Genomic DNA, 18,576 nt, shown 5'->3' with positions numbered 1-18,576 from the left:
GGCGCGGCCCCCCCTTTCTTTTCGGTGCGGGCCCGAACCATGCCATACCAGCTCCAGCTTCCGCCGACAGGATCGCACGATGACCAGCCACTTGCCCGTCTCCCGCCGCACCACCCTGGCCGCACTGTCGGCCACGGCCGCCCTGGCGGCCTTGCCTGCGCGCGGCGCGGCGCCGGTCGATCCGGTGTTTCGCCACGGCGTGGCCAGCGGCGATCCCGATGCCACCAGCGTGGTGCTGTGGACGCGGGTCACGGCCGCCGCTCCGGTCGAAGTAACCTGGGAAGTGGCGAGCGACGCGCGGTTCGCGCGGATCGTGCGCAGCGGCACCTTCGCCACCGGCCCGGAGCGCGATTTCACCGTCAAGCCGCTGGCCGAAGGACTGGCGCCGGGCGGGCGCTATTTCTACCGCTTCCGGCTGGGCGGCGCCGTTTCGCCGGTTGGCCAGACCCGCACCTTGCCGGTCGGCGCGCTTGACCGGCTGGGCATTGCGCTCGCCTCGTGCTCCAACTATGCCTTCGGCCACTTCACGGCCTACGGCGCGATCGCGCGCGATCCGGCGGTCGATTTCGTGCTGCACACCGGCGACTACATCTACGAATATGGCGCCGATGGCTGGGGCGCTGACATTTCCCGGCGGCTCGGCCGGGTCCACCAGCCCGCGCACGAGATCGTCTCGCTGGCCGATTACCGGACCCGCCATGCCCAATACAAGACCGACGCCGGCGCCCAGGCGATGCACGCGGCCAAGCCGCTGCTGGCCTGCTGGGACGATCACGAAAGCGCCAACAATCCCTGGACCGGCGGGGCGCAGAACCATCAGGCGGACAAGGAAGGCGATTGGGCCGCGCGCCGCGCCGCCTCGATCCAGGCCTATTTCGAATGGATGCCGGTGCGCGAGCCGGTGCCCGGCCGCAGTCGGATGCAGTTCTGGCGGACCTGGGCGTTCGGTGATCTGGCCACCCTGTCCACCCTGGAAACCCGCCACACCGCCCGGGCTCTGCAGATCGATTACGAGCCCTACCGCAAGACCATCGCCAGCTTCGCCGATGCCGCCGCGATGGAGCGCGATGCGATCGGCGCGCCGGGCCGTACCATGCTCGCCCCCGAGCTGGAGGCGGATCTGGCCCAGGCCTGGGCCCGCTCGCGCGAGCTGGGCCAGCCGTGGCGGCTGATCGGCAATCCCATGCCCATCGCCCGCACCCGCGTGCCCGATGTGGTCGCACTGGGGCTGATCCCCGATCCGGCCACGCAGGCCAAGCCCCTGCCCGCCGCGCAGGACCTGGCCTGGAAGGGCAAGTGGAACCTGCCCTTCTACACCGACACCTGGGACGGCTATGAATGGGCGCGCGAACGGCTTTATGCCCAGGCCCGCAGCGCCGGGGTCAATGACCTGATCTTCCTGACCGGCGACAGCCACAGCTTCTGGGCCAATCGCCTGGCCGATGCCAGCGGGCAGCCGGTGGGGATCGAACTGGGCACCGCCGGGATCTCTTCGCCGGGCGATTTCGTGGAAAGCGGGTTCGATCCGGCCACCGCGCGCCGACTCGACGCGGCGCTGGCCGAACACAACCCCGAAGTGCTGTGGACCGACAACCTGCACCAGGGCTTCGTGCGGCTGGAACTGCGGCGCGATGCGGCCCGCGCCACTTTCGTGGCGGTGGACACGGTACTGCGCCCGCAGGCGAACACCTCGGTGCTCAGCCAATGGCGGATCAGCCGGTCAGGCACCGCCCTGGCGCTTGACCGCAGCCGCTGAGCGGCCCCCGGCGGAACAGGACAGGGGCCCCGGACAATGGTCCGGGGCCCCCGTTTGCATCAGGATGCCTGGCTTAGAACTTGATCGCCAGCGTGGCCCCGAATTCGCGGGGGTTGGTCACGTTCGCGGTCCGGTAACCGGAATCGTAGGTGCCCCCACCAACCCCGGCCAGGATCGAATTGATCGCCCAGGTGCCAAGCGAGATGTTGGTAACCCGCTGCTGGTTGAGCAGGTTGCGGGCGAATGCGGTGATCGACCACTTGTCATCCGGCCCGCGCACCCCGACGAAGGCATTGAGCTGGGTGCGCGACTGATAGTCGTACTGCACCGTCTGCGAGAAGAACCCCGGCCGGTATGACAGCATCGCCGCAACGTAAGGGGTCAGCGATCCGGTCGGGAAGCGGATTTCGGTGTTCGCGGTCAGGCCGAAATCGGGGGTATCGGAAATGCGGCCGTTGCTGGTGCAATAGCTGACATTGCCGGTCCCGGTGACCTTGGGCGCGCCGTTCTGGTTGGGCGTGCCGGTGCCCGCATAGTCATTGCAGGGCAGCAGCGCGTTCTTGTAGCGCGCCCGGGCGTAGGACGCGCTCAGGCCGAAGTCCCAGTTGTCGGTCGCGCGCCCGTCGATCGAGGCTTCGATCCCCTTCACTTCGGCATCGCCGTTGTAATTGAAGGCGAAGATGCCCTGCCCTTGCGGATCGGCGGCAGACTTCCAGTAGATCTGATCGAAGAGGCGGATATAGCCATCGAACTTCTGGTAGAAGCCAGCCACGCTGTAGTTGATCCGGCCGGCCAGCTTGCCCTTCACCCCCACTTCGAAGGCATCGGTCTTTTCCGGCTGGGTGCGGACCAGGTCCGCCGTGATCCCCTGCGGCAGCGATACCCCGGTCGTCGCGGCGCGATAGGAATGGCCATAGGCCGCGTAGACCGCCAGGTCCGGCGCCAGATCGTAGCTGATGTTGGCGCCGCCGGTCCACGGCTTGCTGGTGGTCTTCTGCAGGTTGGCCGGAATCGTCTCGTTCGGCCCGCTGTTCTGGAAGCCGGTGGTGGTGATCTGGGTGGTCTGGTTGTTCTTGCGGACCGAATAGCGCAGCCCCGCCTCGATCCGCAACGGACCGCTGTTATAGCGCAGGTTGCCGGCGAACGACCAGGTGTTGGTCCGCACCGGCACCACCACGTGAACGAACAGCGGCAGCTTGTTCGGCACGGTGATGAACGATCCACCCGGCCCCAGCGGCGCCTTCACGAAGCCGGCCGGATCGGTGTTGTAGACGAACAGGTCATTGGAAATGTCGTTGATGACATCGCCGGTGCGATTGTAATGGAACGCACTGACGCTCCAGCCCAGGCCTTCCTTGTTGTTCGACTGAAGGCGCAGTTCCTGCGTGTCGAACTTGCTCGGGACCTCGACGTGATTGGCCTTGTTGTAGCCCGGGACAGAGTTGCCGAAGTCCTGGTCCCGGTCGGTCACCACCTTGCTGTACTGGTGCGCGCCCACGAACGACAGCGTGGCCGGGCCTAGGTCATAGTCGGCCGAAAGGTTGACGATATGGGTGCGGTTGCGGACACGATAGCCGCCGTCGGTCACCGCGGCATAGTCATTGGCCGCCAGGGGCGGACCCGAACGCACTGCCGGATTGACCGCGAACGGACCGCCGCCGAACGAAGTCGGCAGGAATATCTGCGGCGTGCCAAACAGTTCGGCATAGACGCGCTGCGGCGTGTTCCCCGTCCCGATCACCTGCTGGTTGGTATTGGCGTCCGAATAAAGGTACTGGTAGCTGAGATAGGCCGAAAAATCGGCGTTCGGCTTGAACCCCAGGGTAATCCGGCCGCTGCTGGTGTTGTTGCGGCCGCGCTCGCCCCCCTGCGTCAGGTTGCGCACGTGGTTGACGCGGTTGCCGTCATACAGCCCCGCAACGCGCACCGACAGGGTATCGGACAGCGGCAGGGTCATCCCGCCCTGCACGTTCACGCCGGCCCGGTCGGTAAAGCTGGCCTGGGCATAACCGTCGATGCCATCGAACCCGGGCTTGCGAGTGGCGATGGTGATCGATCCGGCCGGGGCGGACAGCCCGCGCAGCAGGCCCTGCGGCCCGCGCAGCACTTCGATCTGGGCGATGTCGTACATCGCGGTATAGACCGTCTGCGCATCGGCCGGCACTTCGTTGTAATAGACCTCGACCGCGGGGGTGGTGCCCTGGTCGGGGTCGAACGAGATGCCGCGCAGCGTGGTGGTGTTCTTGCGCGGATCGTTGTTGTTGAGGTCAAGCCCGGGGGCGAGCTGGGAGATGTCCTTGACGTCGAACAGGTTCAGCTTCTCGATCTGTTCACCGCTGGCGACGTTCACCTGCATGGCCACGTCCTGCAGGCTGCGGGCATCGCGGGTGGCGGTGACGATGATATCGGTTTCGTCGCCGGTCGCGGGGTCGCCTTCAGCGGCCATGGCGGGCCCGCCCCAGGCCAGCGCCGAAGCGCCGCATGCCAGCACGGCCAGACGGTGAAGCGTAACAAGGCGCATGATCAATTCCTCCCCGAATTGCAGTTCAAACCAGTCTTGTTCGGACCTGTGCAACCGGCGCCTGGCGATGCGGGCAGGGCATTGGACCCGCGCATGCGCGGCCCGATGCGGCCATCCTCTCCTCCACGCGAGTCCCGGTAACCGGACCGCTCATTAGTTAGTGGATACTTACACACTAGACCAACCCGGTCAACGGCCAAGGACAAGAAAGCGGCAGCGCGCATGTTTGCGTCGCAGGGGGCCTTGAGGTTCCGCAAAACTTATGTAAGTTTTTACTCACAACTTGAGTCGGGAGTACCGGATGCCAGAAAATCTTGATCCAGCCGCACAGCTGCCATTGCCGGATTCGGCAGAGCTTGAGGCGGCGCTGGCCGAAGCGAACGTGCCGACGCTGCTGGCGGTCTATGTCCACCTGTCGGGCGATGCGGCGATGCTGGATCGCTTCGCGCCGCATATCCGCCCGGCCTTCGCGCCCGAGCCGACCGCCATCCCTGCGGACTTGGCGGACGAGCTGCGCGCCAGGCTGCGCGACGTGCTGACCGGCCGCGCGCCCCTGGCCGGCACGGCGCCCGACGATGCGCTGTTCCAGCGGATCATGAGCGTGATGGTGGGCGAGCCGGTGGAGCGCGAATTCATCGAACTGGCGTTCGACCAGTGCGGCTTCCGCCCGTGGACCGACCGTTCGCAGCTTGCCGGCCGTGCCCCCCGCCCGGCCGGGTTCAAGGTGCTGGTGATCGGCGCCGGGATGACCGGCATGGCCGCCGCGACCAAGCTGGCCGAGGCCGGTTACGACTATCTGGTGATCGAAAAGAACCCCGAGGTCGGCGGCACCTGGTACGAAAACCGCTATCCCGGCGTCGGGGTCGATACGCCCAGCCATTTCTACAGCTTCAGCTGGGAAATCTGGCCGGACTGGCAGCACTATCACCCGCAAGGCGCCGACATGCAGCGCTACATGGTCGAAGTGGCCGACAAGTACGACCTGCGCCGCAAAATGCGGTTCGGCACCACGGTCGAAACGCTGGTCTATGACGAGGCGACGAGCACCTGGCGGGTCACCGTGCGCGGCGCCGATGGCACGGCCGAGGAACTGGTGGTCAACGCCGTGATCAACGGCCACGGCCCGGTCAACCGCTTCAAATGGCCCGACATTCCGGGGCTGGCAGACTTCAACGGCCCGGTCGTCCACACCGCCGCCTGGCCCGAGGACCTGGACCTTGCGGGCAAGCGCGTCGCCGTGATCGGCTCTGCCGCCAGCGCGGCACAGCTGGTCGGCGCGATCGCGCCCGAGGTCGCAGCGCTCAACGTCTACCAGCGCACCCCGCACTGGGTGATCTACAACCCTGAAATCGCGCACGCGGTGGACGAAGGGATGAAGTGGGCGCTGAAGCACATTCCCACGTTCAAGGAATGGTTCCGCTTCAAGGTCTACTGGGCGGCGGCCGACGGGCTGTTCGCCAACGTGCTGCAGGACCCGGCCTGGGCCGGCAACGATCTGGCCGTGTCCGAACTCAACGAGATGACGCGTCAGTATGCCCTGTCCTACATGCAGCAGAAGTTCGCCCAGCGGCCTGACCTGATCGCCAAGCTGACCCCCGATTTCCCGATCTTTTCCAAGCGGATCGTGCTCGACAACGGGTGGTTCGACGCGCTGCTGCGGCCCAATGTCCATCTGGAGAACCAGGGCATCGCGCGGATCCTGCCAAACGGGATCGAGGCCAAGGACGGCTCGGTATTCGAATGCGACGTGATCGTTTGCGCCACCGGCTTCAACGTCGCGAAGATGCTGGGCAACCTGACGGTCAAAGGCGCGGGCGGGCGCGACCTGGGCGCGGAATGGGGCGAGGAGGACGCGCGTTCCTACATGGGGATGTGCATTCCCGGTTACCCCAACTACTTCCACACCGTCGGACCCAACAGCGCGCCCAACCACGCCGCCGGGCAGAACCTGATCTCGGAATGCCAGGTCAACTGGATCATCGAAGCGCTCGACCGGATCACGGAAGGGAACGCGAAGGCCTTCGAAGTGACCCAGCAGGCCTATGAAGACTGGAACCGCAAGGTCGAGGCGCGGATGCCGGAGATGATCTGGTCGCACCCGCGCGCCAGCAGCTACTACATGAACAGCAAGCGCCGCATCTTCCTGTCCTGGCCGTGGCGTCTGGTCGACTTCTTCAACGAAACCCGAGCCCCGGCGGAAGGCAGCTACCTGCTCCATCGCTGAGGCCTGGTCCGGCGGGACGCCATTCCCCTCCTTGTCCCGCCGGTCCTTTTTCCTGGTTTAGTAACGCAGGCCGATCGCGCCATCGTGACAGATCGAGGCGCCGGTCACGAACCGCGCCTCGTCGCTGGCGAGATAGACAAACGCATGGGCGGTGTCTTCGGGCTGGCTGGCAATGCCCAGCGGGTTCATCGCCGCCAGCGCGCTTTCCGCTTCATCGACGCTGCCCCACATCCCGGACCGCACATAGTCCTCAAGCCCTTCGCGGATCAGCGGGGTCATGGTCACCCCGGGGTGGACCGAATTGACCCTGATCTTCTGCGCCCCATATTCCAGCGCGGCGCAGACAGTCAGCATCCGCCCCGCCGCCTTGGAAACGTGGTAACCGATGTTGGCCGCGTTGGGCATGTAGGACGCCATCGACAGGTTGTTGATGATCGACCCGCCGCCACCAAACCGCTCGACCGCGCTGGCGAGATACGGCGCGCAGGTCTTGATCCCCAGGAACAAGCCGTCGTGGTTGACCGCCATCACCTTGTGCAGGTCGTCCAGCGACGTGCTCCCGATCCCGCCGTGGACCGAGATACCGGCATTGTTGACCAGCACGTCCAGCTGGCCGAATTCATCGACCGCGGCCTTGGCAACCTGCTGCCAATCGGCCTCTGAGGTGACATCATGGCGCACCAGCCGGAACGCGCCGGCATGGCCATCGGCGGCGATCAAGGTTTCGATTTCGTCGCTCGAGTCCGTACGGAAATCGGTCGCAACCACCGCCCGCGCCCCTTCGGCGAGGAAGGACCGGCAAATCGCCACGCCGATATTGCCGAGGCGGCCCGCCCCCGTGACAATCGCAACCTTGCCTGACAACCTTGGCATGATCAGTCTATCCTTTTGAATGAATTAGAAGAATGCGAAGTTTATCAGAGGCTTGCCCCTTACCCTTCGACCAGATCGCGCACCGCCTCGTTCAGCACCGGCGGCTGCTGGCTGCGGAAGAATTCGATCCGGCTTTCCAGCGCGGGCATCGACATTTCAGGCTGGGTGTGGATCCAGAACCGTCCTTCGGCGATCTGATCCAGGATCAGCGCGCAGCCTTCGGCCAGGTCCATGCCGTAATCGCGCATCATTTCGAACATCTTGCGGCGATGGGCGGCGCCTGACGGCGGCTCGCCCAGCCCGGCGCTGTCCTCGAAAATGCTGGTCTTGAGCATGCCCGGCAGGACCGAACAGACGTGGATCGGCGCCTGCTTGAGCTGCATTTCAAGGTAGAGGCATTCGCTGAACGACTGCACCGCGTGCTTGGTCATGATGTAGGCGGTCTGGCACGGCATCACGCTGAGCGCGCCCATCGAGGCGAGGTTGGCGATCCACGCCTGCTGGCCGCTGGCCAGCATCCAGGGGGCAAAGGCGCGCACGCCGTGGACCACGCCGTGGATATTGATGTTGAGCGTGGCGTCCCAGCGTTCGGCCGGGATTTCCCAGGTGTAGCCGATCGTCTCGATCCCGGCGTTGTTGACCAGCAGCCGCACGTCGCCGTGGCGGGCGTGGACCGTTTCGGCCAGCCGGTCGAGCTCCTCGGCGCGCGAGACATCCACCTTCAGCGCGTCGGCGTTGCCCCCGGCAGCGACGATCTCACCGGCGACCTTCCGGGCGCGGTCAAGGTCGATGTCGGTGACCACCACGGTCATGCCCAGTTCGCCGGCGCGGCGCGCCAGCCCCGCGCCGATCCCGGCACCTGCACCGGTGATCACTGCGACCCCGGACGCAAACAGTTCAGCAGCACCGGGCATCTCAGCTCTCCAGATGGCGTTTGAGGAAGGCGGCGGCATCCTGCAGCACGGCGCGCGCGCCGGGCAGGAAGCCGACCCACGAGGCGAAGCCGTGGACCATGCCGGGATAGCGTTTCACTTCCACCTCGACCCCGGCGACAGCGACCTTGGCGCCGAACAGTTCGGCATCGTCGCGCGAGGGATCGCATTCGGCGGTGCCGACGAAAGTTGGCGGCAGACCGGCGTGGCTGGCGGCGCGCACCGGCGCGGCCTGGGGATCGTGCTGCTCGCGCGCGGGATCGCTCAGGTATTGTTCGTAGAACCAGTCGATGTCGTCCTGCTTCAGGATCGGGCCATCGGCGTATTCGCGGGCGGATGCGGTCTGCTCGGACGGGAAGTTGCACGAACCATAGATGTTGACCAGCGCGCGCAGCGCCGGGCCGCCCCGGTCGCGCGCCCGCAGCGCGGCGGCGGCCACCAGGTTGCCCCCGGCGCTGTCGCCCGCCACGGCCAGCCGGTCGGCCCGGCCGCCGATTTCCCCGGCATGGGCGGCGACCCATTCGAGCGCGGCAAAGGCATCGTCGGGCGCGGCGGGGAACGGGTGTTCCGGGGCGAGCCGGTAATCGACCGAAACCACCACCGATGCGCTCCACGCGCAGAGCGCACGGGCGATCATGTCCTGCGTATCAAGATCGCCGACCACGTAGCCGCCACCGTGGCAATAGACCACCACCGGGAACGGCCCGGTGCCTTCCGGCGTATAGACCCGCAAGGCCAGCGGCCCGCCCGGCCCGGCAATGGTGCGGTCGGCGGTGGCGGCAACCGGCGCGTCCTCTGCCGGCGGCAGCATGACCGAACTGTCGCGCACGGCCTGGCGCAGGGTGGCAAGGTCCATGCTGCGCACCCCCGGCCAGGGCGGCGCGGCGGCAAGCATGGCTTCGATTTGCGGATCTACGGGCATGATCGGGCCTCGCTCAGCTCAGCACCGCTTCGCCCAGCGCGGCGAAGCTGTGGCACAGGGTGACGTTGACGATCCAGTCCGGGCATTCCGGATCGAACCAGCGGTCGATCAGCGCCCAGTGGTAGGGGTGCAGCATGTAGGGGCCCATCAACCCGCCGATGTCGGCATATTCCTGTTCCCAGACGTGGGTCCACTTGAGGTCCCCGCCGCTCTCGAGCGCGCGGCTGAAGCGCCAGTTGCGGATCGCCGGGATGTACTTGGGCATCAGCGCCATTTCGGCTTCGAACTGGTCCAGCCGGGCAGCAGCCTGCGGTCGGTCAGCGCAGAGCAGCAGTCCGCGCCACACGCCGTCCGCCAGCCCGGGCGCGGCAGCGGCGCCCTGCCCGCGTTCGAAGCAGGCCCAGTTGCAGCGGGTCGCCCCGGCTTCGGCCAGCGCGGCGTCGATCGCGGGGCGCGCGGCGCGGTAGCTGGCCTCGTCGGCATAAGAGAAGCGCGCGGCCAGATCGCCGCCGTTGAAATTGCCTTCCATCACCGGGGCAGCCGCGCCGCCCAGCGCCTTGAGACTGGCGGCAAGGCCCGCGCGCGCCGGTTCCGGCAGGTCGATCAGGCAAACCAGATCAAACATGGCTGATCCCCTCCACATCGGCTTCGGCCGCGCCGAAATAGCGCGCCCGCTCGGCAATCAGGCCGTCCGCCTGCTGCCAGAACTCCGCGACCGCCGGGTCATAGCGCGATTGCACGCCCTGCCCCCACCAGCCGGGCGCGCCCTGCACGGTCCAGGTGATCAGCAGGCGGTTAGACAATTCGTCGAGCCACACCGGCGGGGCGACAATCTCGCGGTCCAGCACCATGCCGCGCGCCCGCGCGCCGGGCGCATAGGCGCTGCGATAGAGTTCGAGCAATTCGCGCCCCTTGCCGGGCGCGGCGACGATATCGTCGACGATGTAGATGGTCTGGTCCATGGCGCTCACAATCCGTCGTGGCTGGTGGCAGGGTGGGAATAGATCGGCAATTCAGCCGGGGGCAGCTGCTGCGTGCCATCCAGGCTGTAGACCGGCAGCGACAGCGCGTGCGGGAAATGCATCGAGAAGGCGACCAGCCCGGTGCGCTCAGCCGCAGGCAGGTGGCACATCGCCAGCACGGTTTCGGCGAGATAGGCCACGTCCTCGCACGGATAGTCCGCCGGGATCAGCGCTTCGGCGCCGGGGGTGCGGATTGCCGTGCTGGGGCCGACCGCGTTGACCGCGATATTGGCATCGACCATTTCCGCTGCCAGCCCCTGGGTCATGCGGTGCAGCGCCGCCTTGACCGAGGCGTAGATCACATCGCCGCCCTGCTTGGCATAGTCGAGATAGGGCCGGGTCGGCGGATAGGCGGTGATCGAACCGACGTTGACGATCCACCCCGCACCGCCCTTGCGCATGTGCCGGATCGCATCCTGCGCCAGGCGGAACGGCACCCGGACATAGTGTTCGACCGTCCGGTCAAAGGTGCCCAGCGCCATGTCCTCGACCCGGGCATAGTCGGCAAAGCCCGCGTTGTTGACCAGGATGTCCAGCCCCCCGGCCAGGTCCGCCGCGCGGCCCACCAGGCTGTCGCGCTGAGCCGGATCTTCAAGGTCGGCAGCCAGCGCCAGCGCCTTGCCGCCAGCCGCCTCGATCAGCGCCACGGTTTCCGCCAGAGTGCCGGGCACGACCTGATCCTGGCCGAACCGCTTGCCCGAAGCCGGCGCCGTGGCCGAGCGTCCGGTGACCACTACCGTCGCCCCGGCACTGGCCAGCCGCTGCGCAATCGCGCGGCCGATGCCGCGGCTGCTGCCGGTGACCAGCGCCACCTTGCCCGCCAGTTTGCGATCCTTGTCCACTGCCTGTCTCCCCTTGCCCGAATCTTGCCGGGCCAACTAATGAGTGTTTACTTACTTCCATAGGAGAGTTAGGCTTGGTGTCAATCAACAGCAAGACCCGTGGGGAGTGATTCCGGTGATGAAGGCAATCGTGCTTGACCGTTTCGGCGGTCCCGAAGTGCTGCACATGGCAGAGATCGAGCGTCCGGCAGCCACGCCGGGGCAGGTTGTGGTCCAGGTCGGCTATGCCAGCGTCAACCCGGCTGACTGGAAAAGCCGCGAAGGCTGGCTGGCGCAATATTTCCAGTACCAGTTCCCCTTTGTGGTCGGGTTCGACGCGGCGGGCGTGGTGGCCGAAGTGGGCGAAGGCGTCACCGGCCTGAACGTGGGCGACCGGGTGGTCACGCCCGGCAACCAGGGCCTGGGCGAGCGCGGATCCTATGCCGAATATGTCCGCAGCGCGGCCGAGCGGGTGATCCCCCTGCCCGCCGGCGTCACGCTGCAACAGGCCGCCACCCTGCCCACCGCCGGGATGACCGCATGGAAGGCCGTGCTGGACCTGGGCCAGGCTGGCCCCGGTATGCGCGTGGTGGTGAACGGCGGCGCGGGCGGCACCGGCAGCTTCGCGGTCCAGCTGGCGAAAATGGCCGGGGCGCAGGTTGCCGCAACCTGCTCGCCGCGCAATTTCGACTATGTCCGCGCGCTCGGCGCGGACCATGTGATCGACTACCGCGCGGGCAGCGTGGTCGAGGCGATCCGCGCCTGGGCGCCGGACGGGGTGGACCTGATCGTCGATACGGTCGGCCAGGGCACGTTCGTCGACACGATCGAAACGCTGAAGCGCGGCGGGATCATCTGCCCGATCGGCACGCTGATCGCGGACGAGGTCCCCTATGATCCGGCCCGCGCCGAGGCCGCTGGCGTAACCGTGCTCCCGACCGTGTCCGACTTCGAAAGCCAGCCGCGCCAGCTGGCCGGGCTGGTCGAAGCGCTGGCCTCGGCACGCATCCGCGCGCCCGAATTCACCGTCATGCCGCTGGATCAGGCCGGCGAGGCGCAGCGGCTGGTCGCCGCCGGCCACGTGCGCGGCAAGATCCTGCTTGAAGTCAATCCCACGCTCGAAAGGTAAGTCATGGAAACCGACCTGCTCGCCAAGTTCCGGCCCGTCGCCGCCCCGCAGATCATCGAAGACGCCTACAGCGCCGACCAGTTCGAACGGATGGTCGGCGTGATCAACCGCGAAGGGCCGTGGACGCTGATCCTGGCCCAGCACTTCAAGACGCCCGAGGAAGTGATCGCCACCACGTCCGGCTCGGTGCCGGAAGGCTTCAAGCCGACCTGGGACATGTTCCTTTCGCCGGTATTCCGCGGCTATTTCGCGAAGGGTTCGACCAGCCTCTATCCCGAGCTTGAGGACTGCTTCTTCAACAAGCGGTTCCTTGATCTGGCGCGGGGCTACTGGGGGGCGAAGTATGCCCAGCCGGAATCGATGCTGTTCAACCTGCAAGGCCCCTGCCCGATGGGCGGGATGCCGCATATCGACGGCACCCGCTTTCGCGGGGTCGACATGGACAATTCCCCAACCTGGCTGCTCAACACCATGTGCAAGTCCACGCTGTTCAAGCCCTGGCAGGCCAAGAAGGCCCAGGTCATCGCCTGGTATTACCAGGGCAGCGTCGGCGGCGGCTTCCATTACTGGCCGGAAGGCCCCGGCAACCCCTATCAGACCATCGAGGCGCCAATGTGGGGCCGCGCGGTCGTGGTCGAAAACGAGATGATGTACCACACCGCCCAGGCCAACGGGCCCGAGGCAATGCGCCGCCCGGCCGGACTGGACATCACCTCGACCATCGAGACCGATCCGGACCATGCGGGCGGCTGGCGGATCAGCACCGAGGGCCAGGTGATCCAGCAGATCCCGGCAATCGAAAGCCGCTATCTGTTCCACTGGAACGCGCAGGTGTTCATGGATCTGGACGAACTCAAGCTCACGCTCGACCACAAGGACGACCTGAGCCACGAGCGCGTGTTCGACACGTTCATCGCCGACCTGCGCCAGCGCGGCATCGCCTTCGAAGTGCCGAGCGATCCGATGCACGATGCGGCCTTCATCGGCCTGCTGACCCGCGTCTATGATCACGGTTTCCCGACCCACATGCCGACCGAGCCGCTGACCCCGCTCGCGGCCTGACCTGTAGTGAGTGCCGGGGCGGTGAAGTAAGTGCTTCACCGCCCCGGCATCGCCGCGAATATCAGCGCTCAGACGTTGACGTGAGTGTTCACGCGCGTAAGTGAGCGCTTATCATGACGAAGAAGCGCATCCCCGGCAGCGAGCGCCGCGACCTGATCCTGGCCGCGGCCCGTCGGGTCTTTTCGGTCCAGGGCTATCACGGCGCCAAGACGCTGCAGATCGCGCGCGAGGCCGGGGTGTCCGAAGCGCTGGTCTATCGCCACTATCCGTCCAAGCTGGCGCTCTACCGCGCGGTCTTGCGCCAGATCTTTCGCGAACAGGACCAGAATTACGCCCAGGTCGGGGTGATGGAAGCCAGCACCAAGGGGCTGGTCAACGCGCTGCACCGCTATTTCCGCAGCATCGTGCTCGATCCGCACGGGCCGGGCCAGGCCGGCTACCGGCTGACGCTGGCCAGCCTGGCGGGCGATGGCTACTTCGCCAGCCTGATCTATCGCCGGGCGCAGCGCCGTTCGATGCGCCAGATCGAGGCCGCCCACGCCGCCGCCCGCGCCGCCGGCGACGTGGTGGGCGAACCGCTCAAGATCGAGAACGTCAACATGTTCGTCGAACACATCGGCACGATGATGAATTCGATCGGACTGCTCGACCCGGCCTCGCGCCCCTATGCCGATGATGGCGAAGCGCTGGTGCGCCAGGCGCTGTGGTTCTGCTGCCGCGGGCTGGGGCTGACCGACGCGGCGATCGCCCGCAACCTCGCGGACTGAGGTTCAGCCGGCAGCGGCGCCGGTCATTTCCACCACTTCGCAGATGTGCCCTTCGGGATCGAGGATGAAGGCCACCCTGACCCCGAAATCGGGCACTTCGTGGATGGGCTGGGGCACGCTGCCGCCGTGCGCCAGCGCCCGCGCGCAGGCGCCGTCAAGGTCGGTGGTGATGAAGCCCTGCACCGCCTCGCCCGCGGCGGGCGGATTGCCGTCGGTATAGCTGATCAGGGTCAGCGAAGGGCCGCCCGGATAGCTGGCCATATAGCCGATTTCCTCGATCGGGCGGCCCAGCATTTCATCGGCGTGGCGGAACAGCGGGATCACCCCCAGCACCGCTTCATAGAACCGCCCCATCGCCTCGAGATCGCGGACAAAGGTCTTGGCAAAGGCATAGGTCATGCCGTGGTTCGATCCGGTCGGGCGTTCCTGGGTCATCGGGGTATCCTTGGTGTCGAGGGGAAAGAAGGGGATCAGCGCTGGTCCCAGCGCAGGCGCAGGCTGGTAAAGCCCATCACCGAACCGCCGAACACCGAGCCGGCCGGCTGATCGGGGTCGAGTTCGAACGGCGGGATGCGGCGCAGCCATTCCTGCAAGGCAACCATCACTTCGCGCTTGGCAAGGTGCGAGCCGACGCAGCGGTGCGGGCCCACCCCGAAAGTGACGTGCACGTTGACCGCGCGATCCAGGTCAATCGTCTGCGGATCGGCGAACACGCGGGGATCGCGGTTGGCCACGGTGTTGGGCAGCACCACCCGGTCGTTGCGGCGCAGCTGGACGCCGCGAAATTCGCAGTCATGCGTCACCCGGCGGAACAGGTTGGAGACCGCGTTGATCCGCATCAGTTCCTCGATCGCGCGCAGGAAAGCGTCGGGATCATCCAGCCGGTCGCGGAAATGCTGCTGCGCCGCTGGCGTCGTCGCCAGGTAGCGCCAGATATAGGCCAGGGTGTTGGTCACCGTGTCGAGGCCCGCAACGAACAGCAGGAACCCGCAATTGAGCACGTCGGTCCAGTCGTGCGGCTCGCCCGCCTCGGTCCGCGCGGTGACGATGGCCGAGGCGATGTCATCGCCCGGATTGGCCTGCTTGTCGCGGAACAACTGGTCCAGCACGGCATAGATCAACGCGATGTTGTCCGCCCGCGCCGCCGGGTCGGTCGAACGGAAGAAGGTGTTGGCCAGCGCGAGGAATTCATCCAGCCGCGATTCCGGCAGGCCGAACAGGTTCAGGAAGGTGCCAGTGGGAAACCGTTCGGCAAAGTCAGCGATGAAATCGCAGTGGCCCCGCTCCGCCAGCGGCTCGATCAGCTGGTCCGCGCGGCGGCGCAGCTCATCGGTCATCCCGCGCACCGCGATGGGCGTGAACATCGGCGCGAGCAGGCGGCGGAAGGTGTTGTGCGCGGGCGGATCGACGCCCTGCGGCTGGACCACCGGGAACGGTTCGATCGGCGGAACCGGGGTCTGGTAGGTCGAGAACACGCTGTAATCGCGGTAGGCCTCGACGATGTCGGCATAGTCGAGCAGCACCCAGTGCCCGCCATTGCGGGGGGTGTAGAAAATGTCCGGCACGCCGCGCCGGACCAGGTCGTGCCAGATTTCGGCCGGATCGCTGACGCCCGGCGGGATGTGGAAGAAATCGAAATCGACCATCCGTTCGGGCGGAACGTGATCGGGCGGCGGCGGCTGGAACTGCAGGGTCATGCCCCGCCCTTTCCGTCTCCCGCCACGCGCAGCGCGCCTTCGGGGCAATTGCGCACGGCAAGGCGCACCTTGTCCTCCAGCCCCGGCGGGACCTGCGGATCGGCGATCACGCACTTGCCTTCCACCGCGTCGGTGGCGAAAACTTCGGGGCAGATGTCCTCGCAGCGGGCGTGGCCCTGGCAACGGGAAATATCGACCAGCACGCGCACCGCTTGCTCCCATCCTTGCCGGGCACGGAGCGCCCGTTCTTGTAAGTTGACACTTACATGCCGGACAGCCACTCACAAGCGGGAATTGCCATGGCGGCGCCGTTCGGGCGCGATGCGTGAAAAATGGCGCAACGGGATAGGAACGATGGGGCAGGCAAGCGGCGATTTCGTGATAGGGCAAGCCGGACTTTCAGGAGACAATGCATGAGCCGCCAGGTCGAAGCCATGGTCTGCCACGCCCCGGGCCAGCCCATGCGGCGCGAAGTGGTGACGCTGCGCGATCCGCGCGCCGACGAGGTGGTGATCGAGATCATGGCCAGCGGGCTGTGCCACAGCGACCTGCACCAGCTGGACGGCAGCAGCGCCCCCTTCCCCTTTCCGGTGATCGTGGGCCACGAAGGCGCCGGGATCGTCCGCGAAGTGGGCAGCGCGGTGACCAGCGTGGCGGTGGGCGACCATGCGGTGCCGCTGACGATCGGCGAATGCGGCACCTGCGGCAATTGCCGCTCGGGCCAGACCAACCTGTGCGAGGCTTTCCTGGCGACGCTGGGCCAGCCGCAGGACTGCTTCACGCTGAACGGCCAGCCGGTTTCGACCTATTCCGGGGTCGGCAGCCTTGCCCGCTTCGTGCTGGTCAAGGAAAGCAATGTCGCGAAGATCCGCCGCGACGTGCCGTTCGAGCTGGCCTGCCTGATCGGCTGCGCGGTGGCGACCGGGGTTGGCGCCGTGACCCACACCGCCCGGGTCCAGCCGGGGCAAAGCGTGGCGATATTCGGGCTGGGCGGGATTGGCCTCAACGTGGTGCAAGGCGCGCGGCTGGCCGGTGCGCGCCAGATCATCGGGCTGGATACCAACCCGCAGCGCGGCGCGCAGGCCCGGCCGTTCGGGCTGACCGACTTCATCGATCCTTCAACCTGCGCCGATCCGGTCGCCGCGATCCAGCAGCTGTCCGGCGGCGGGGTGGATCACGCCTTCGAATGCGTCGGCCATCCCGAGCTGATGCGCCAGGCGCTGGCGGCAACGCGGGTCGGCTGCGGGTGCTGCACCGTGCTGGGCGTGCCGCCGGACGGCGTGGCCATGCCGGTTGACACCTTCGCCCTGCAACTGGGCCGCACGGTCAAGGGATCGTTCCTGGGCAACATCAAGACCCGCAGCGAATTGCCCGGCCTGCTTGACCTGTTTGCCGCCGGGCAGCTGGACCTGGCCAGCCTGGCGAGCCACCGCCTGCCCTTCGCCCAGGCGAACGAAGGCTTTGCCCTGATGCAGAGCGGGGATGCGCTGCGCGTCGTCCTGCGGTTCGATTGACCGGCCGGTCAGGCCCGCTCACCAGCCGTCAATGGAAGGGGTGGTTTCGCCATTGTTCGAAACGCCCGGCGCGGGCCCGCGCTTGCGCGCCGCCGCGCCGCCGCAATTCCTGACCAGCAGGTTCAGCGCCTCCCACACTGCGGATCTTGCCGCGCCGTCCGGGATCAGCAGCCGAGCCTTGTCCTGCCCCCAAACCCACGGCGCATGAAAGCGGATTGCCTGCGGCTCCAGTTCCAGCTCGTCCACTTCGCTCCAGTAGACCGTCATGTGGTCCGCCGCCGAGGTCCACCCGGCCAGCCTGGTTGCCTTGACCGCGGCGAAGTCGGTCATGCAGCCGCTGGACTGGCGGATGCCGGTGACCGGGCGGAGCATGACCCGGGCGCCATCGTCAGTCCCGTTGAACAGCGTGATTGCGCCCGACAGCGCCAGCCGGTTGATCTGGGCATGCGCTTCCGCGCTGGTTTGCACGGCGGACACCCTGATCGGCACATCGGCCTGCGCCGTGAAGGCCCCGCCGATCGCCAGCAGGCACGCGGGCAACACTGCAAACACACGCCGAATCAACTTTGACCTCCAGGGCTGCGAACTTGCCCGAGCTTCAATCACCCCTGACCATGGCGATCAAGTGCCTAGCGCGCTGCGGCGGCCAGCAGGCGGGCTTGTTCTGCCTGGCTGCGATAGAGGAAATCGGCGGGCAGGCCCAGCCGCACCGCCGCCTGGCAGGGCGGGCTCGACAGGTCCTTGTGGCGATCTGCCAGCCGCCCGGCGAGGCGCAGCGCCAGCCGGTCGACCCGGCCCAGGTCATAGCGGCGGCCCAGTTGCAGCCGCTCGCGCAGATGATCGGGCAGCAGCGACACGGCCGCACGGGCCACGGCCCGGTGCAGGAAGCGCGGGATGCTGGGCGCGGCCTTGCCGGATTCGATGATGTCGAGGAATTCGAAGATGATCGGGTGCGGTTCGAACCGGGGTTCCAGTTCATCCAGCATGGCCATGAAATCGGCCACCGATTGCGACGTGCGGCGCGCGCCGAATTCGCGGCCGATCGCGGCGCTATCGCGCAGGAACCGGTTCTGCTCGGCCAGCGGCAACGGCGCGACGAAGCGGTGATAGGCGGTGAGGAAACCATAGGACGCGGTTGCCGCGACCCAGTCGAGCAAGGCCGGATCGAGCGCGCGGTACTTTTCGCCCGCCGGGGTTTCGCCCTTCACCTTGGCGATTGTATACCTTGCAAACGCAAGATTGGGTTTCAGTCGTAATCGCTTAAATCTGGCGGATCGTAACGGGCTGACAACCCATCAATCATGAGCTCGATCTTCCCCAAGTCTCCTGCTAGGTC

General features: G+C 66.9%; 18 protein-coding genes. 6 read left to right on the top strand and 12 right to left on the bottom strand.

The window, feature by feature from the left end:
* Positions 1 to 79: 79 nt before the first annotated feature.
* Positions 80 to 1,756: an alkaline phosphatase gene (locus tag ACE3N9_RS15520; protein WP_374285187.1), complete on the top strand. Its 1,677-nt coding sequence runs from the start codon at positions 80 to 82 to the stop codon at positions 1,754 to 1,756.
* A 73-nt stretch (positions 1,757 to 1,829) separates the two neighbouring features.
* Here ACE3N9_RS15520 and ACE3N9_RS15515 read toward each other — a convergent pair whose 3' ends face one another.
* Complete coding sequence (locus ACE3N9_RS15515; protein ID WP_374285185.1) at positions 1,830 to 4,277, bottom strand: TonB-dependent receptor; 2,448 nt, start codon at positions 4,275 to 4,277, stop codon at positions 1,830 to 1,832.
* Between the two features lie 301 nt (positions 4,278 to 4,578).
* Between ACE3N9_RS15515 and ACE3N9_RS15510 the strand changes: the two genes are divergently transcribed.
* The gene (locus ACE3N9_RS15510) at positions 4,579 to 6,501 is read left to right on the top strand and encodes an FAD-dependent oxidoreductase (protein ID WP_374285183.1); all 1,923 of its coding nucleotides are present in this window, start codon (positions 4,579 to 4,581) and stop codon (positions 6,499 to 6,501) included.
* Positions 6,502 to 6,558: 57 nt separating this feature from the next.
* Here the strand turns inward: ACE3N9_RS15510 and ACE3N9_RS15505 are convergent, their stop codons facing one another.
* From ACE3N9_RS15505 to ACE3N9_RS15480, 6 genes are all read right to left on the bottom strand, one after another.
* Positions 6,559 to 7,374, bottom strand: a complete 816-nt coding sequence (locus ACE3N9_RS15505) for an SDR family NAD(P)-dependent oxidoreductase (RefSeq protein ID WP_374285181.1) — start codon at positions 7,372 to 7,374, stop codon at positions 6,559 to 6,561.
* 59 nt (positions 7,375 to 7,433) lie between these two features.
* A complete protein-coding gene (locus tag ACE3N9_RS15500) occupies positions 7,434 to 8,288 on the bottom strand; it encodes an SDR family NAD(P)-dependent oxidoreductase (RefSeq protein WP_374285179.1) in 855 nt (284 codons plus the stop codon).
* Between the two features lies 1 nt (position 8,289).
* On the bottom strand, positions 8,290 to 9,162 hold the full coding sequence (locus ACE3N9_RS15495) for an alpha/beta hydrolase (RefSeq protein WP_374285177.1): 873 nt from the start codon (positions 9,160 to 9,162) through the stop codon (positions 8,290 to 8,292).
* Positions 9,163 to 9,241: 79 nt separating this feature from the next.
* Entirely contained in the window at positions 9,242 to 9,853 is a 612-nt protein-coding gene (locus ACE3N9_RS15490; protein WP_374285175.1) for a Dabb family protein, read from the bottom strand.
* The gene (locus tag ACE3N9_RS15485; protein ID WP_374285172.1) at positions 9,846 to 10,190 is read right to left on the bottom strand and encodes a hypothetical protein; all 345 of its coding nucleotides are present in this window, start codon (positions 10,188 to 10,190) and stop codon (positions 9,846 to 9,848) included. Before ACE3N9_RS15485 ends, ACE3N9_RS15490 begins: the two co-directional genes overlap by 8 nt.
* A 5-nt stretch (positions 10,191 to 10,195) precedes the next feature.
* Complete coding sequence (locus ACE3N9_RS15480) at positions 10,196 to 11,092, bottom strand: SDR family NAD(P)-dependent oxidoreductase (protein WP_374285170.1); 897 nt, start codon at positions 11,090 to 11,092, stop codon at positions 10,196 to 10,198.
* Between the two features lie 118 nt (positions 11,093 to 11,210).
* On the opposite strand from ACE3N9_RS15480, the gene ACE3N9_RS15475 reads away from it, so the two are divergent.
* The 3 genes from ACE3N9_RS15475 to ACE3N9_RS15465 all read left to right on the top strand — a co-directional run bounded on the left by ACE3N9_RS15475 (position 11,211) and on the right by ACE3N9_RS15465 (position 14,029).
* Positions 11,211 to 12,200, top strand: a complete 990-nt coding sequence (locus tag ACE3N9_RS15475; RefSeq protein ID WP_374285169.1) for a zinc-binding alcohol dehydrogenase family protein — start codon at positions 11,211 to 11,213, stop codon at positions 12,198 to 12,200.
* A 3-nt stretch (positions 12,201 to 12,203) separates the two neighbouring features.
* Positions 12,204 to 13,262 carry a hypothetical protein gene (locus ACE3N9_RS15470; protein ID WP_374285167.1) on the top strand — a complete coding sequence of 353 codons (1,059 nt, stop codon included), beginning with the start codon at positions 12,204 to 12,206 and terminating at the stop codon, positions 13,260 to 13,262.
* A 113-nt stretch (positions 13,263 to 13,375) separates the two neighbouring features.
* Positions 13,376 to 14,029: a TetR/AcrR family transcriptional regulator gene (locus ACE3N9_RS15465; RefSeq protein ID WP_374285165.1), complete on the top strand. Its 654-nt coding sequence runs from the start codon at positions 13,376 to 13,378 to the stop codon at positions 14,027 to 14,029.
* A 3-nt stretch (positions 14,030 to 14,032) separates the two neighbouring features.
* Here ACE3N9_RS15465 and ACE3N9_RS15460 read toward each other — a convergent pair whose 3' ends face one another.
* The 3 genes from ACE3N9_RS15460 to ACE3N9_RS15450 are packed head-to-tail and all read right to left on the bottom strand — an operon-like array spanning position 14,033 to position 15,935.
* On the bottom strand, positions 14,033 to 14,464 hold the full coding sequence (locus ACE3N9_RS15460; RefSeq protein WP_374285162.1) for a VOC family protein: 432 nt from the start codon (positions 14,462 to 14,464) through the stop codon (positions 14,033 to 14,035).
* A gap of 35 nt (positions 14,465 to 14,499) precedes the next feature.
* Positions 14,500 to 15,726, bottom strand: coding sequence for a cytochrome P450 (locus tag ACE3N9_RS15455; RefSeq protein WP_374285160.1), 1,227 nt, complete (start codon positions 15,724 to 15,726; stop codon positions 14,500 to 14,502).
* On the bottom strand, positions 15,723 to 15,935 hold the full coding sequence (locus ACE3N9_RS15450) for a ferredoxin (protein WP_374285157.1): 213 nt from the start codon (positions 15,933 to 15,935) through the stop codon (positions 15,723 to 15,725). Before ACE3N9_RS15450 ends, ACE3N9_RS15455 begins: the two co-directional genes overlap by 4 nt.
* A gap of 204 nt (positions 15,936 to 16,139) precedes the next feature.
* Here ACE3N9_RS15450 and ACE3N9_RS15445 point away from each other — a divergent pair, with 204 nt between their 5' ends.
* Positions 16,140 to 17,240, top strand: a complete 1,101-nt coding sequence (locus tag ACE3N9_RS15445) for a zinc-binding dehydrogenase (protein WP_374285155.1) — start codon at positions 16,140 to 16,142, stop codon at positions 17,238 to 17,240.
* An 18-nt stretch (positions 17,241 to 17,258) separates the two neighbouring features.
* On the opposite strand, the gene ACE3N9_RS15440 is transcribed toward ACE3N9_RS15445, so the two are convergent.
* Complete coding sequence (locus tag ACE3N9_RS15440) at positions 17,259 to 17,780, bottom strand: hypothetical protein (protein WP_374285152.1); 522 nt, start codon at positions 17,778 to 17,780, stop codon at positions 17,259 to 17,261.
* Positions 17,781 to 17,869: 89 nt separating this feature from the next.
* Positions 17,870 to 18,448 (bottom strand): oxygenase MpaB family protein, encoded by a 579-nt coding sequence (locus ACE3N9_RS15435; RefSeq protein ID WP_374285150.1) that lies wholly within the window; start codon positions 18,446 to 18,448, stop codon positions 17,870 to 17,872.
* Positions 18,449 to 18,576: the final 128 nt, after the last annotated feature.

Origin of the sequence: Novosphingobium sp., assembly GCF_041905565.1 — a bacterium.
GTDB lineage: Bacteria > Pseudomonadota > Alphaproteobacteria > Sphingomonadales > Sphingomonadaceae > Novosphingobium.
The sequence above is the reverse complement of the archived record's forward strand: the minus strand, read 5'-3'. Positions and strand labels throughout refer to the sequence as shown.